The organism is Lactobacillus kimbladii (genome assembly GCF_014323605.1).
Classification (GTDB): Bacteria; Bacillota; Bacilli; order Lactobacillales; family Lactobacillaceae; genus Lactobacillus; species Lactobacillus kimbladii_B.
This window is the reverse complement of sequence record NZ_SCMB01000006.1, coordinates 12,773-27,605: the sequence shown is the minus strand read 5'-3', so window position 1 is coordinate 27,605 and position 14,833 is coordinate 12,773. Positions and strand designations below refer to the sequence as shown.

Annotated in this window: 16 protein-coding genes; 1 reads left to right on the top strand and 15 read right to left on the bottom strand. The window is 33.7% G+C overall.

The window, feature by feature from the left end; all coding sequences use genetic code 11:
- Positions 1-68: 68 nt before the first annotated feature.
- The 13 genes from ERK18_RS08275 to ERK18_RS08215 form a co-directional block, all read right to left on the bottom strand.
- Complete coding sequence (locus ERK18_RS08275; RefSeq protein WP_046332906.1) at positions 69-314, bottom strand: hypothetical protein; 246 nt, start codon at positions 312-314, stop codon at positions 69-71.
- A gap of 24 nt (positions 315-338) precedes the next feature.
- Positions 339-1,757, bottom strand: coding sequence for a PTS transporter subunit IIC (locus ERK18_RS08270; RefSeq protein ID WP_187155063.1), 1,419 nt, complete (start codon positions 1,755-1,757; stop codon positions 339-341).
- A gap of 20 nt (positions 1,758-1,777) precedes the next feature.
- Positions 1,778-2,092, bottom strand: a complete 315-nt coding sequence (locus ERK18_RS08265; protein ID WP_187155062.1) for a PTS sugar transporter subunit IIB — start codon at positions 2,090-2,092, stop codon at positions 1,778-1,780.
- Between the two features lie 11 nt (positions 2,093-2,103).
- Positions 2,104-2,592: a PTS sugar transporter subunit IIA gene (locus ERK18_RS08260; protein WP_187155061.1), complete on the bottom strand. Its 489-nt coding sequence runs from the start codon at positions 2,590-2,592 to the stop codon at positions 2,104-2,106.
- A gap of 335 nt (positions 2,593-2,927) precedes the next feature.
- Entirely contained in the window at positions 2,928-3,446 is a 519-nt protein-coding gene (gene lacB, locus ERK18_RS08255) for a galactose-6-phosphate isomerase subunit LacB (RefSeq protein WP_187155106.1), read from the bottom strand.
- Between the two features lie 69 nt (positions 3,447-3,515).
- Positions 3,516-3,944 carry a galactose-6-phosphate isomerase subunit LacA gene (gene lacA, locus ERK18_RS08250; RefSeq protein WP_187155060.1) on the bottom strand — a complete coding sequence of 143 codons (429 nt, stop codon included), beginning with the start codon at positions 3,942-3,944 and terminating at the stop codon, positions 3,516-3,518.
- Between the two features lie 22 nt (positions 3,945-3,966).
- On the bottom strand, positions 3,967-4,722 hold the full coding sequence (locus tag ERK18_RS08245) for a DeoR/GlpR family DNA-binding transcription regulator (protein WP_187155059.1): 756 nt from the start codon (positions 4,720-4,722) through the stop codon (positions 3,967-3,969).
- A gap of 296 nt (positions 4,723-5,018) precedes the next feature.
- Positions 5,019-5,948: a phosphate/phosphite/phosphonate ABC transporter substrate-binding protein gene (gene phnD / locus ERK18_RS08240; protein ID WP_046331650.1), complete on the bottom strand. Its 930-nt coding sequence runs from the start codon at positions 5,946-5,948 to the stop codon at positions 5,019-5,021.
- Positions 5,949-6,386: 438 nt separating this feature from the next.
- The gene (locus ERK18_RS08235; protein ID WP_187155058.1) at positions 6,387-6,875 is read right to left on the bottom strand and encodes a PTS sugar transporter subunit IIA; all 489 of its coding nucleotides are present in this window, start codon (positions 6,873-6,875) and stop codon (positions 6,387-6,389) included.
- Between the two features lie 12 nt (positions 6,876-6,887).
- On the bottom strand, positions 6,888-8,348 hold the full coding sequence (locus ERK18_RS08230; RefSeq protein ID WP_187155057.1) for a glycoside hydrolase family 1 protein: 1,461 nt from the start codon (positions 8,346-8,348) through the stop codon (positions 6,888-6,890).
- Between the two features lie 14 nt (positions 8,349-8,362).
- Positions 8,363-9,562, bottom strand: coding sequence for a pyridoxal phosphate-dependent aminotransferase (locus tag ERK18_RS08225; RefSeq protein WP_187155056.1), 1,200 nt, complete (start codon positions 9,560-9,562; stop codon positions 8,363-8,365).
- Between the two features lie 6 nt (positions 9,563-9,568).
- Positions 9,569-10,930 (bottom strand): PTS transporter subunit EIIC, encoded by a 1,362-nt coding sequence (locus ERK18_RS08220; protein ID WP_261982458.1) that lies wholly within the window; start codon positions 10,928-10,930, stop codon positions 9,569-9,571.
- Positions 10,931-10,944: 14 nt separating this feature from the next.
- Entirely contained in the window at positions 10,945-11,316 is a 372-nt protein-coding gene (locus ERK18_RS08215) for a Rid family detoxifying hydrolase (RefSeq protein WP_187155055.1), read from the bottom strand.
- Between the two features lie 177 nt (positions 11,317-11,493).
- Here ERK18_RS08215 and ERK18_RS08210 point away from each other — a divergent pair, with 177 nt between their 5' ends.
- A complete protein-coding gene (locus ERK18_RS08210; RefSeq protein ID WP_187155054.1) occupies positions 11,494-12,150 on the top strand; it encodes a helix-turn-helix transcriptional regulator in 657 nt (218 codons plus the stop codon).
- Positions 12,151-12,299: 149 nt separating this feature from the next.
- On the opposite strand, the gene ERK18_RS08205 is transcribed toward ERK18_RS08210, so the two are convergent.
- Both ERK18_RS08205 and ERK18_RS08200 read right to left on the bottom strand, forming a co-directional pair.
- Positions 12,300-13,706, bottom strand: coding sequence for a zinc ribbon domain-containing protein (locus tag ERK18_RS08205; protein WP_187155053.1), 1,407 nt, complete (start codon positions 13,704-13,706; stop codon positions 12,300-12,302).
- 14 nt (positions 13,707-13,720) lie between these two features.
- Positions 13,721-14,572, bottom strand: coding sequence for a zinc ribbon domain-containing protein (locus tag ERK18_RS08200; RefSeq protein ID WP_187155052.1), 852 nt, complete (start codon positions 14,570-14,572; stop codon positions 13,721-13,723).
- Positions 14,573-14,833: the final 261 nt, after the last annotated feature.

The window sequence follows — 14,833 nt, the reverse complement described above, 5'->3', positions numbered from 1 at the left end:
TAATATTTGCAATCTTAAGAAATAATAATGCCGTTAGGACAAAATTTCCTAATGGCATTTAAAGTTATCTATTTACTTAGCTTATTGCCTTTCCAATCATAGTATTTTTGACTAAGGCGATTTTTAGGATTATCAAAAACAACAATACGATATAAGGCATAGATTGTACCAACCATGGCAATTAGACTTGTTATCCAATTCTTAAATAAAATCTGTAGCAAGTTAACCACAATTACAACAACTGCCCAAAAAAGGATACGATTCCTTCTAGCCTTTTCTTTATCTGATACTTTTGTTTTCTTCAATTTGATCACCCTTAAGCCAATACATTCCAATGATTATTTAGCCTTTTTTGCTGCAGCATATTCTGCATTTCTCTTCTTCATTTGTTTTGCATACCAGATGAATAAAAGAAGGTAAACTGCCAAAGCGATTAAGGCATAAACAATAAACATTCCTTGTTGTTTCCAAGCATTTCCAACTAAGTAAGCCAAGAATTTTTCAACTGGACCTTCCATAGTAGTGTCTGAAACCAGGGTATGTGCAGGAATAGCAGCACCTACAGAGTGGGCCATGTTGGTAACAAAAGGACCAACCATAGTACCAGCCCAAAGGAAGATAGGTAATTCAATTGTCCCAATGATAATCATCCGAATAATTTTACCACGAGTAACAACTAGCAAAGCTGGAGTAACACCCATAGCGATGATTCCGCCTAAGGGCATTAACCTGTTACCAGGCAAAACCATTGCTTCAAGCATCATAATTGGAGCCAATACATTAGCAGCTGCCCAAATTTCGGAACGACCAGCTAAGAATGGCCAGTCAAGTCCAATATTAAAGGTACGGCCAGAAAATTTCTTAGTCGCAAAATCAGCAATACCTTGAGACAAAGGCTCAACGGACGCAATGAACCACGAACCAATTACAGAGAATAATTCAATACATGAACCACCAATAAATGATAGCGTGAACATATCTTTCCACCCCTGCTCAGTTGCAAAGTTATTACCTGCTAGCAAGGAAACGAACACACCAAGGTAAACACCAATAGCAAATCTACTGCCCCAGAAACCGATTTTTTCGTTCAATTTAGTAGAGTCAAAGTCAAATTTGTCTAGCCAAGGCAGACATTTGTCAAAGAACTTGTTAAACACCATGATGATTGGATTCATCATATAGTTCATATGAGTAGTAGTCATTGGGTTACCTTCAGGGGCATCTAACAAATCATTAAATGTAGGCTTCATTAAGTCAGAGTTAATGATTTTCATAGTACCAATGAAAAGTACCAATAAGGTTGACAGCCAAAGAGGAGCACCAACATAAACACAGAATAAGCCATCAAATGCCAGATGCCAAACATCAAAGATATCTACGTCAAGAGTGTTTGTCTTGTTTAATATCAACAGAACAACATTCAAAATAATTAAAACTAACAGATAAAACAAGGTATATGGTGAACCCCAAGTTATAGTAGCAAGTGGTGCCCAACCCATATCTTGCATATCCATGTGAATGCCAGTGTGCTTAACGAATTGCAACATTGGTTTTTGAAATGCTGTAGTCAACATATTCATAACATTACCTATCGCTGTGATAGCAATAGCTAATTTCAAGCCACCTTCTAAGGCCTTAGTAAACTTGACACGAAAGAGTACTGCAATTAATGTTAAAACAATTAACATTATTGCGGCAGCACCCATATCAATTAAAGGTTTAAAAAGTGAGTTAGCGAAACTAATTATCCCATTCATTTTTATTTCCTCTTGAAATCTTATTCAGCACTAATTTCTTTAACAACTTTTTCTACATTGTCATAAACTGGTTTAGCCATAGCTGGTATACGATACAAAATTGCTCCTGCATCAATTAACGGAATTTTTGGTTTAAAGGAAAGATCAGTTTTGGCAATTGTTAAATAGCCATCATAATGTGATAAAAGATCTTCATTGACATCTTTAATCATATAGGCATCAACTTTAACGTTATAACCACGCTTTCTCATTTCTTCTTCAACTGCATCCTTAATTTGGTGGGATGAGTTTACCCCAGCACCACATGCAGCTATAAATTTTACTTCTCTGCTCATAAAAAGCCCTCCTACTGTTGACTAAAATTCTTACTTAAGAACTGATAAATTTTATCAGTTTTGGTAAGATTGAATAATGTTTGTAACTTTGAAACTGGTGTGAGTCTAAGAAAGTCCATAATTTGTGCTAAAATGTTTGCTTGTCCTTCTGGATTATTATTCAAGATCATAAACAGAAATTTTACTGGCAAACTCTGATCAGGTACAATCATATTTTTAAAGGGTACTGGTGCTTTTAAAGCAACAGGTACTATCAAACATGTATTAACAAACTCACCTTCAGTATGCGGTACAGCAATATTTGGCAATTCCTTTGCAATTGGCGAAGTATCTATGCCAGTCGGATATTGTTGTTCACGCTGGCTAATTCCATTGAAAAAGCCGTCTTTGACCAAATTAAGAGCAAGTAATTTATCTGAAACTTCTTTAAAAATTGTGGTTGGATCCGACGCATCACTTACAAATACTGCATTCGCAGAGAACAAGTTATTTTCTTTCACAAATTAGGCCTCCTTAACAATAGACAAGTTTTTCGCTTTTGTTTGAATATGTTAGTTTTTGTTCACTTGTCTATTGCTATTATATTTAATGGTAAAGAAAAATGCAAACGCTTTTTTAAAAAATATGATAAAAAACAAACAGATTATCTATTTTTAACCAGTTTAAATGGACTATTTGACTTCAGGTAGTTATTCGAGCGATGTTTTGTTATAATCATCAATTTATTTCTCATAATTTTTTCTCTTATTTTCAAGCAAGAAAAAGCCATGACCTTCAAATCATGGCTTTATGTGCGATTAAATTATAATTCTATATCTTTATACTATTTACCATATTAGTCGTGGTATATGCCTTCAGCCCACTTCTTATTTTCTTCATCAAAGAAGTGTACGTTATCCTTTTGGTCTGGATTTGGTTTGGCAATACCATCAATTTTGGCAATTAAATTTTGTCTTTCGGGAGTAGACTCATATTTGGCATTTAAGAATGAGTCGACAATGTCAAAAATAAAGTCTCGTCCTAAAACTATACCACCAAAGCCTAAAACATTGGCATTCAATTCCCGTCGAGCATATTCAGCTTGAGCAACATCACCAACCATAGCTGCACGAACTCCCTCGTTTTTATCTGCAGCAGTTGAGATACCGATACCAGTACCACAAAGGACAATACCTAAATCGGCACGACCATCAGCAACGTCTTCAGCAACACGTTTACCGTAAATTGGATAGTGGGTTCTGGTATTATCATGAGTACCTTCATCAATGACCTGATATCCCTCTTCTTTTAAATGATCAGAAATAGCCATTTTGACAGAAGTAACAATATGATCATTTCCTAAAGCAATGACCATATGCTTATCATTTTTAGGATCAACAAACTCGGGCTGTGGTCTATCATTATCTAGCATCAGTAAGCCTCCTTAAATCATTTTTTCAAGCATATTCAAACGCACTTGATGGCGGCCACCAGCATATTCAGTATCCAAATAATGTTGCACGATTGAATAAGCCAGTTTTTCACCCACAATACCACTACCTAAAGCAATAGCTTTTGCACCATTGTGCATAGCAGTCATATGTGCAGTTCTTTCTTCATTAACATTTGCGGTAACCATACCTTTAACCTTATTTGACGCCATGGCAGATCCTACACCGTATTCGTCGAACATAATAGCTTTTTTAATGCCATTGTCTAATACTTCATGAGTTACCTTTAAACTAGATTCCACAAAATCCTCAGCGGGTTCCGGAGTAACATCCAAAACATCATATTGATGTGCCTTCAGGTAATCTTTTACTTTTTCTTTTAAGGTAAAACCTGCCTTGTCACTACCAATGACAACCTTCATAGCCAAATCTCCTCTCAAAAAACTACTTATAAATAGTCGTAAATTGACTGTAATGCTTTTCCAACTCAGGCTCAATTTCCCGATTAGTAATTAAACCATCCACATTGCGCAAATCATAAAATTGGTGAAAATCACTATGATCCAATTTAGTATAATCAGCAGCCACAAATTTTATTTGTGAATGATCTAATCCAATACCTTCGGTTTGACCCTCCTCTAAGTTAGCAGTTGTCAAGGAAGTATCTTTAATGCCATTAACACCAACAAAACCCACAGAAAATGACATAGTTTTCAGTTCATTATTGGCCAAAGCACCTACAAAAGCACCACTAATTCTTCGGTATGAGCCACCAACCATAATTAAATCGTAATCATTCATATTATTTTTGGCAGCTTCAAATACAGGCAATGAATTAGTAACAATCCTAAGATGCTTAACTTTTAAATTAGCAACCAACAGTTCTAAAGTTGTTCCAGGACCAACGTAAATTGAATCATTTTCATGAATCAAATTACAAGCCCTTTTTGCTACTTCATATTTTTCTTTACTATGAATTTCACGTTTTTGCTGATAACTTTTTTCAGTCCTGATTTGATCAGACAATAACTGTGCACCACCGTGAATACGCAAAATTTTATTTGCTTTATGCAGTTCATTAAGATCTCGTCTAATTGTCATGTCAGACACTTTTAAAGCCTGTGCCAATTCATCAACTGTGACAAATTTCTGGGTTTTTACTACTTGTAAAATAGTTTTCAGTCTTTCACTTTTTAACATTAGTACCCTACTTCTTAAACTAGATTAAGCAACTAACTTAGTTCATTTTAATTATAGCTGTTCCTTTTTGTTTGTCAATGTTTGAAACTGTTCGATAACTTGATATAAACTTAAAAAGTTGCTTTTTAATTAAAATCATTAAAACAATCTTTTTCTATTTGCTAAAGCAATAATTGCAAATTATTATAAAAACTTATTCTTAACCATATTAATTCAATATTTTAAGTACAAAAAATGCATCTTTTCCTGTTCAAACAACAAAAGATGCACTTTATAGTAATTATTTATAAGCTTAATTACTTTTTAATTGACTCAGCAATTTTTTCATACTTACGAACAGTGTCATAGTCACTATCTTTAGCTTTGACATATCCTTCATGTGAATAAACGCGTTCGATTACTTTTCTACCTTCTTTAGATTTACCAATAGCAATAAATGCATTAGCTAACTTTTCCCGGAAGGATTTTGACAAACTCGGAATGACAGAAATAGTATCATTAGGAATTTCTGTTGTGTAATAAATTGGCACTACTTGCGATTTAATCTTAGGGTTGTCCTTAATAACATTATTACGGGCATCCTCAAAAACAAAAGCTGCATCAGTATCTTTATTTAAAACATTCAGAACTGCCTGATCATGTCCAGTTGTAGTAACCAGCTTGCAGCTACGAGGAACATCCAGTCCCTTTTGCTTTAATTCGGCAACTGGGAAAATATAACCAGAAGTTGAAGTTGGGCTTTGAATTGAAATTTTCTTACCTTTAAGATCCCTCCAGCTCTTGATACCAGAGTCTTTTCTAACTAGAATTTCGGAATGGAAAGTATGAACTAACTTTTTAGTCCAGTTACCATCTGGTCTAGTTAAACCAAAACGCTCTGACTGTAATAAAACATCAGCTGCATGCTGTTTATGCGCCTGCACATAGTCATCACCTGGTAAAAAACCGACATCTATTTTTTTGGATTTCATTGCTTCTACCAGTGCATTACCACTTGTTGAAACTGAAACGTGAACTGGAATTCCCAGACGCTTTGATAGCATTTTTTCTAATGGTTTGGCCTTAGTCTCCAGAGTATTAGCAGAAACGCTCGGTACGAACTGCACGTTGAGAGACTTTGGTGTACCGCTATCAGCTTGTTTTTTAGCTGAGTTAGAGCACCCAGCAAGTAAAGCAGTGCCCAAAACTGCAATAGCACCAACTAAAAACTTCTTAAATTTTGGCATGATTTCCTCCTGATCTGGAAATATAGCAATCAAAAAAGACTTAGCATTTCACGTTGCGTGATATGCTAAGTCCATTAATGATCATATTAAAAAACAGCAACAACAGATTGTTCAGATAAGAAAGCCGCACTTCCCCCATAGCAAATTGCTCAAAATTTTGAGTTAACACATGCATATGGAGTAATCTACCTCTCTTTCTTAGTCTAAGAAAATAATAGCACAATATTGAGAGTAATTACAGTAGTTTTATTCTCAAAATATGTTATTTTATTCATTTAAAATAAGAAAGCGCTTTCCAAATAAATTAAAAGATGTCTGTATCAATCATAAGAGTTCACCTCTCTTATACTCATAAAATCTACTTCCATAAGTTTCTTTTTATTTGCTGTAAAATGCTAAATGCAATAATAATTTTTAAATGATCACGAACAGTTTTATTTACCTCTTAATCTTGATTTCACCTACTTCATCTCCATGTTTTATTTTTCTATTAATTATTTTGGGAAACTCAGTACCCTTATTTAAATTAGTAAAAACAACTATTACAATATCATCTTTTTGTTCTTCTTCTATCATAGAGCAATTCATTGTACCAATATAATCATTTGAAAATATCTTTTCACTTTCTTTTACTTTAATACTAAACGGCTTCCCTTCCAACTCAACAGTATCAATTCCAAAATGAAGTAATATTTCCAAACCATTTTCTGTCTTTATTCCAAGAGCATGCTTTGTTGAAAAAATTGAAGAAATCATACCTTTAACTGGAGAATACAAATCATCTGAATTCGGTTTAATCGCAAAGCCATCGCCTAACATCCTTTTGGAAAAAATATCATCTTTTACTTCGGTTATCGGTACTAATTCTCCGTCTACTGGTGCTGTTATTTTAAGGCTTTCCTCTTTCTTTTTGAAAAAACTTATCATATCTTTTCCTTCTCACTCTAATTCATTTAAATTCTCACCATTTGATTGTATTACCTTTTTATACCAATAATAACTGTCTTTTTTATAACGTTTAAATGTTCCCTTACCATAGTCATCAGCGTCAACGTAGATAAAGCCATAGCGCTTAGACATTTCACCAGTAGAACAACTCACAAGATCAATAATACCCCAGCTAGTATATCCAATTAAATCTACACCATCTGTAATAGCTTCTTGCATCTGTTGAAGATGCCTTTTAGTATAATCTATTCTGTAATCATCATGTATATGACAATCAGGGGTTAACTTGTCTAATGCACCTAAACCATTTTCTGAAATAATGATTGGAACACGATAGCGATCATATACATGGTTTAAAGTATATCGCAGGCCCTTAGGATCTATTTGCCAATCCCATTCATTAACTTTTAAATAAGGATTTTTTGCACCACCCATAATATTTCCAGAAGTACTTTTGGCTTTTTTTTGAGTATTAGTTTTACATATAGTCATATAATAACTAAAAGTATAAAAATCACATATTCCATCTTTCAATAAAGTTTTATCTTCTTGCTCAACATTAATTTGAATATTATTTTCTTTAAAATATTCAAGAGCATAATAAGGGTATTCTCCGTAATGAAGAACATCACCACAAAAACAATTGCGAATTTGATCTTCATGTTGAGCTAATAATATATCATCCGGATTACATGTCAGTGGATATACAGTAATGTGGCATATCATTGAACCAAATCTAAAATCAGGATTTATTTTTTTCCCCAAAATTACAGTTTTTGCATTAGCTATAAATTGGTTATGTAAGGCTTGAAATCTATGATTTGGATTATCAACTTGATGCTGAAAATCTTTTGTCCCCTCATTAATTATTCCACCGTGATTCCAGTTGCCAAGTGGCACAGTAAGATCATTAATTTCATTAAACGGTATCCAATATTTTACATAGTTTTTGTATCGTTTCATTACCAATTCGGCAAATTTTATATAATCATCTATTGTTTTGCGTGAAGACCAGTCTTGACCAATTTGAGTTAAATGTAATGGAAAATCATTATGATAGATTGTAACAAGTGGTTCGATATTATATTTTTTTAATTCAGCAAAAATATTATCATAAAACTTTAGACCTGCTTGATTAGGCTCGACATCATTACCATTAGGAAAAATTCTAGTCCATGCAATCGATAACCTAAGCATTTTAATTCCTTCATCGGCCAATAGTTTAATATCTTCTTTGTAATGATGATAAAAATCAGCAGCTTTATGTGAAGGATAACACACATTAGGATCTATTTTCTTAGTTATTTTTCGAGCTTTAGTATGTGAGCCTAAAGCCATAACATCTGTTATACTAGGTCCCTTACCATCCTTATTCCAAGCTCCCTCACTCTGATTTGCAGCTATTGCTCCTCCCCAGAAAAAATTGGAAGGAAATTTATTCAACTTACGCATAGTTTCTCCTATTTTTAAATTTTTGAATAATTCAGCAAAGATTTTTTAATTCGCTTAAGTACCCCAATTAAACGTTCATCACTTTTATAAGTTCCTAAAACTATTCTGAGATAGCCCTCTCCGTTAGAACCATAATTTGTACCAGAATTTAAAAAGACTTTTGCATCTTTTATAAGATAGTTTTGGATATCTTGAGACTTACCCAGTTTAGAAATGTTAATCCAGCCCAAAAAACCTGATTCTGGTTTAAGCATTGAAACTCCAGGGATTGAATTAAAAATTTCATAAGCTTTATTCCTACGATAATTGTATGATTCCTCAAATTTTTTCATAAATTTGGGATGTTTAAAAGCTTCAATCAAAGCAATTTGAGAAACTGTATTTGTTGCTCCAATAACACTAACTGCTGCGCCATAGTATTTATCCATAAAATAGTCATTTGTCATAATATAAGCTACACGGAAGCCGCTGAGCCCCATCCCCTTTGATACTGAGCAAACAGTAACTGTCCTATCAAACATCCCTTCTAATGATGCAGGAGTTATGAATTTATTTTCAAATGTAAAATCCTCAAATGCTTGATCACATATCAAAACTAGATTATATTTTATAACTATTTGCCTTATCGCTTCTAAAGATTCCCTGTTAAACACTGTCGTTGTGGGATTATTCGGATGTGTAAGTACAATCATTTTAGTATTTGGAGTAACTAATTTTTCTAAAGTTTTGGCTGTAATCTGATAATCATTTTCTTCTTTTAATTTCAAATAAACAGGTTTGGCTCCTAACAAGTTTGTATTCTGAATATTATTTGGATAACAAGGAATAGGTAAAATTACCTCGTCTCCTTTTTCCAAAAATGGCATCATTGCAAAGAAAAGACCGGAATCGGAACCTGGAGTTATCAAAATATTTCTATTGGGATCAAGTTTAAGGTGATTAAATTTTTCTGCTTTTTTAGCAATTTCAATCTTCAACTCTTCATTCCCAACAGGTGGTGTATAATGCGTTGGCAGTTCTCCTTTAAGAGCTCTAATGCTTTCATTTAACACTTCTGAGGGTACACATCGATCAGGGTAAAATGGGTCTGCCCATCCTAAAAGATCAACCCCCTTTTTTCCCAGATCTTGATAATTATTGCCTACATCAGCTTTTTCAATTTCCGAAAATAAACCACCACTAATGTTCTCAAAACTTGAATTAAATTGATACATGAGATGCTAACCCTCCTTAAGTGGTGTTTCTTCAAAACCAAATATGACAGTAATAATAGCAGCAACAACAAATGCAACTATAAAAGCTAAAACAACAAACCAAACATTATTAGGATCACCAATAAACATTGGTAATGTTAAAAATGAAGGACCGCCTAATGCGTAGCACTTAGCTTTTAAAATACCTGCAACTAGACCACCGGCTGCTCCTCCAATACCAGCATACAAGAATGGTTTCTTTAAGCGAAGATTAACGCCATAAATTGCTGGTTCTGTTACTCCACTTAAAGCTGAAATACACGCAGATGCTGCTACGGCCTTAGTGTCCCTATCTTTTGAACGAAGCCAAACACCAAAGGCTGCCCCAGCTTGACCCATGTTTGAACTTCCCGATGCAGGACTAATATGATTAAAACCATAACGAGAAATACTATCAACTAAAATTGGAACCATACCATGCTGTAAACCCGTAACAACTATAAGTGAGTAAAATGCACCATAAAGAAGACTGGCTATAATTCCCCACCGGTCAAACATTACGTTTACTCCTGATGCTAATCCAGTACCAATCCATTGAGCTAATGGTCCAATAATTAACAAAGCTATTGGAGTAGCAAGCAATAAGGTAAAAGCTGGTACTACAATTATTTTTATTGCTTTTGGAATTACTCTATTTAGAAACTTTTCAATATATGAAGCAAACCATATAACTAATATGATTGGTAATACACTGGTTTGATAATCAACTAAATGCATAGTAATTCCAAAAAATTGCAAGGTAGTTTTACCCGCAGTTATGTATTGAATAAATGTTGGATGCAACATTGCACCAGCTATTCCCAGTGCTACCGCAGTATTCATTTTAAAAATTTTAGATGATGAATATGCCAGTAAGAATGGCAAAAAATTAAACACACCATCACTAATCACATTCAATACAATATAAGTTTGAGATTTATCGGTTAACCAGTGACAAGCTAGGCAAAGAGCTAGAATTGCTTTTATTAATCCTGAACCAGCAAGAGCAGGCACAATAGGATTAAAAATTCCAGCTATCGTATTTAAGATATTTGCTCCCCAAGTACCTTTAGAATGTTTTTCCTTAACCGTCCCTTTTTCTGTAGAATTGTTTAAATAATCTACAAAAGAGTTATATACTTCTTCAACATTAGGTCCTATTACTATTTGCCATTGATCACCTTTTTTTACGATTCCCATAATTCCTTTAAGATTTTTTATCTTGTCAGTAAGTACACGAGAATCATCATGGGTTGTTATGCGTAATCTTGTCATACAATGTGTATGTGATGCGATGTTGGCTTTGCCTCCCATATCTTCCACTATTTTTGAAACTAATTCGGTATACAATGTTGTCTCCCCCTTTATGCTTCAATTATTAATTCAATTTCGACTTTACTATTTAAAGGTAAATTATTGACTTCAACACACGAACGAGCAGGAAGTGATTTAAAAGCCCTTTCATAGATTCGGTTAAAAATAGCGAAACCGGACATATCTGTTAAAAAGCATGTTGTTTTAACAACATCAGCAAAGGATTTGTTTAGCTCCGCTAAAATTATGTTTATGTTTTTTATAACTTGTTCTGTTTGCCCAGACAAAGTTCCAGAATCAATTTTTCCAGAATTAGAATTAATAGGGATTTGACCCGATATAAAAATATATTTATCAGTGATGATCGCTTGAGAATATGGACCTTTTCCACTCGATAAACCAGTAGCATTAAATTGTTTCATTTTTCATCCTCTCTTTCTTAACTCAATCTCATATTAATACTAAAATATTTTTTAGTCAATGAATTATTTTACATTATTGTTTGATTTTAATTTTTTATAGGAATAAACTGTAATTAAAATTTACTTTGTTTATTTGGGAGTCAAACGCAATTTAAAATATTATCTTTTGGAGGAAAAATGAAACTTTCAAAAAATGATCTTAAAATTCTAGATTCATATAAAATCCTAGTTTCTTCACTGAGTACTTATTTAGGTGAAGGGTACGAAATTGTTTTACATAGTCTAGAGAATTACGAAAATTCAATAATTTATATTTGTAACGGTCAGCTTAGCGGTCGTAAAATTGGTGATCCGATTACTGACTTGGCTTTACACATTTTGGAAAAGATAGAATCAGGAGAGCAAACTAATGATTATTTAACCTACTTTAATCGCAATGCTAAGGGAGAGCCAATTAAAGCAATGACCTCTGTTATTAGGGGAAATAATCATCGAATTATAGGCTTGTTATGTATCAATTTTTATTTAAATACCCCATTCATTAGAATTATGGGCAACTTTATTCCACAACATAATTCTTTGCAACAAGCAAAAGTTATTGAAAATTTTGAAAACTCAACGGATGAATTGATTTTAGCTGCTGTAAATAAAGCTAAAGCTGATGTTGATGCTGATGCTACTATTAATTCTAAAGATCATAACAAACAAATTATTTTAAAACTAAAAGAAAACGGCATTTTTAGCATGAAGAAGGCTATCCCAACTGTTGCCAAGCAACTTAAAATTTCAAAAAACACAATATATTTGCATTTACGCAATAGTGAAAAAAACTAATTGTTTTAAGTAATAATTCTAAAAATCAAAGAATTCAGAGAAAAAAGCTATTTTTTTGACCAAATTAAAAGGACTGACTCCCGACTGAAAATCGGAAGTTAGTCCTTAGTTAAATTATTCTAATTTTAGAATTAGCACTTCAAACAATATTAATTATCGTATTTTTTATCACTAATTATTTTACCATTGCCAATTGACTTAATCTTTTGACTGCTGTCATCGCTGTCGCCAGTTTGTTTGAAAAGACCGCCAGTGTATAACATCACTTGCTTATGTTCAAAATCATCATGTTCGAAAGTGTAAGTAATCTTGTAAGTTACGCTGCTACAATTATTTGGCGCTGGAGTAATCGAAACTACAGAGCATTCCATATTATAATCATTAATATCGTCATCATTATCAAAACCAGAATCTTGAGAATGCAGTTCCTGATAACCTTTATTTTCAGCTCCACCAACAAAGTCATCTTCGTCTGGAGATGTAAAGTCATTTTCTAAAAGTTTTTCAGCATCATCTTTACTAATTAAGCCGGGCCATTCGGGTTTAATGACATTACTGCTGCTATCATCGTCATCTTCAAAGCCCATATCGTCATAATCAACCGACTCTGATTTGATAGATTTACCATCAACTTTAGTAACCACATAGATCTTCATATCATCAGTTACAGGGTAATCTTTAAACACTTTCGTGCCCCTTTTATCAAGATTGCCTACTTTTTTATCATTAATGTAAATCGTAGCAGAAGGAATACTTTTAATCATGAAATTAACAGTTTTAATGTTCATGTTAATTTCTTTATTAGAAAAAATAGTGGTACTTTTATCGGCAGATAACTGGTGACCAGAGGCAACTGATTTTACTTCAATGTGGTATTTACCCGGAAATAAAGGAGCAATTTTTTTATAATAGTCCTCACCGCTGCCGTCAACGCCACCAAATTTTTTATTGTTGACATAAATAGTAGAATTGGCGTGATTAGTTCTAATCTGCGGTGTATAAGTCTTTAATTGCAAACAATATTTGGGGAATAAAAGTAAATAACGACCACTTTGGACCAAGCTGACGTTTTCATATTCATTACCGTATTTAAAAGCATCAGCCATTTTATCTGCTTCAACGTAGTGTTCCGCATAATATTCCTGAGTTGGCTTTAGAGCTGCCGTTGTTACACGAGCATTAGGATTTTCAGAAACTACGAATTGGGCTAAATCAGAATGAGGATTTTTCAAACTGGCTGCAATTTGATTAATCTGATTATTTCTTTGATAGTGATTAGAACCCCAAGCATAGAATGCCACAAATGCAACAATCAAAACTCCCAAGCAGGTCAGCAAGACCTTGTTTCTTTTTTTCATAGGCTGATGCTGATGGACTGAGCTCGCCGTAGCTTGTGGCTGATTGACAACTGGCTGCGCTGCAGTATTTCTCTGCTGACTGCGATATTCTTTTCTACTATGCAGGGTCTGAGGTAATTTTTGACCACAGTTAGGGCAAAATTCCGCATTCGGCTTTATCTCTTTACCACAATTAGGACAAAATTTTTTATCATTCATTTCCTTCACTCTATCTACATTGAACCATTTTGCATTGACATAATTTGATTGATGATTGAATGGACCATGGAACTATAAATAATTGAATCTAAAATCATCAGACACACAAAGATAATGGCAAAAGCAATTAAGAAGCCCAAAATTTTATCATGCACTGCTCCCTGATCGCCAAATAATATAATATGCTGGCTAGCAAAGAATAAAGCTAGCATTATGATAAATACGGCAATCACGAATTTAATACTATTTAGTCCTAAAAGCATTAGTAAAAAGAATGCGGCAGAAATAAGCAGATTGAAGTTGAACGCATGGGCACCACGATTAATAAACTCAAAAAAGCCCAGCTGTCTGTCATAGACATACCGATAACCAGCATAAAAGCCGCCAATGACTATTGCTTCAAATATCACCAGCACCACAAATATTTCCAGCATAATGTTAAAGGGAACATGAAAATTCTCCCAGCCATTAATGTTGGCTCCCATGCGGTTGGCCCAGTTAATCAAAGTACTAACAATAGTATTGGCACAATAATATAGACCCAACACCACAAAGGCATCTTCAATCAAAATGGTCAACCAACCATACCAACTTGCCACATTAGGACTACAAGTACCTGGATTACGCCAGGAATCAACACACCATTGCCAGTAATTTTGAAATTGATCTCCGTAATTAACTGGCTCACTGGCAGCTGGAGGCTGAGGTTCGGTCTGTTTTGGCTCTACTTGAGCAGTGTTTTCAGCTGAATTAGTAGGCGCCTCTTCTACTTTTTGTACACCAACATTGCGCAAATCATAACCGCAAGACGTACAAAAATTGACGTCTTTTCCCATTATGGCGCCACATTGTGGACATTTTTTCATTGATAACTCCTTCTTAATTCCACTATTTTAGATATTTATTTACTACTTTAATTTTATACCACTATTTATGGATTATTGCATAGCATAAAATCTATGAAGAAATAACATACTACCACTATTTAATTTGCTCATTTCTAGTAATTGTAAGATATTACTAAAATGCATAATATAGAGTAATTTTAAAATTATTTATGAACACTGTCAAATGCTCTTTTAATCACCATCTTACTGCAATCTTATAATATATAGTTACGCCGGCAA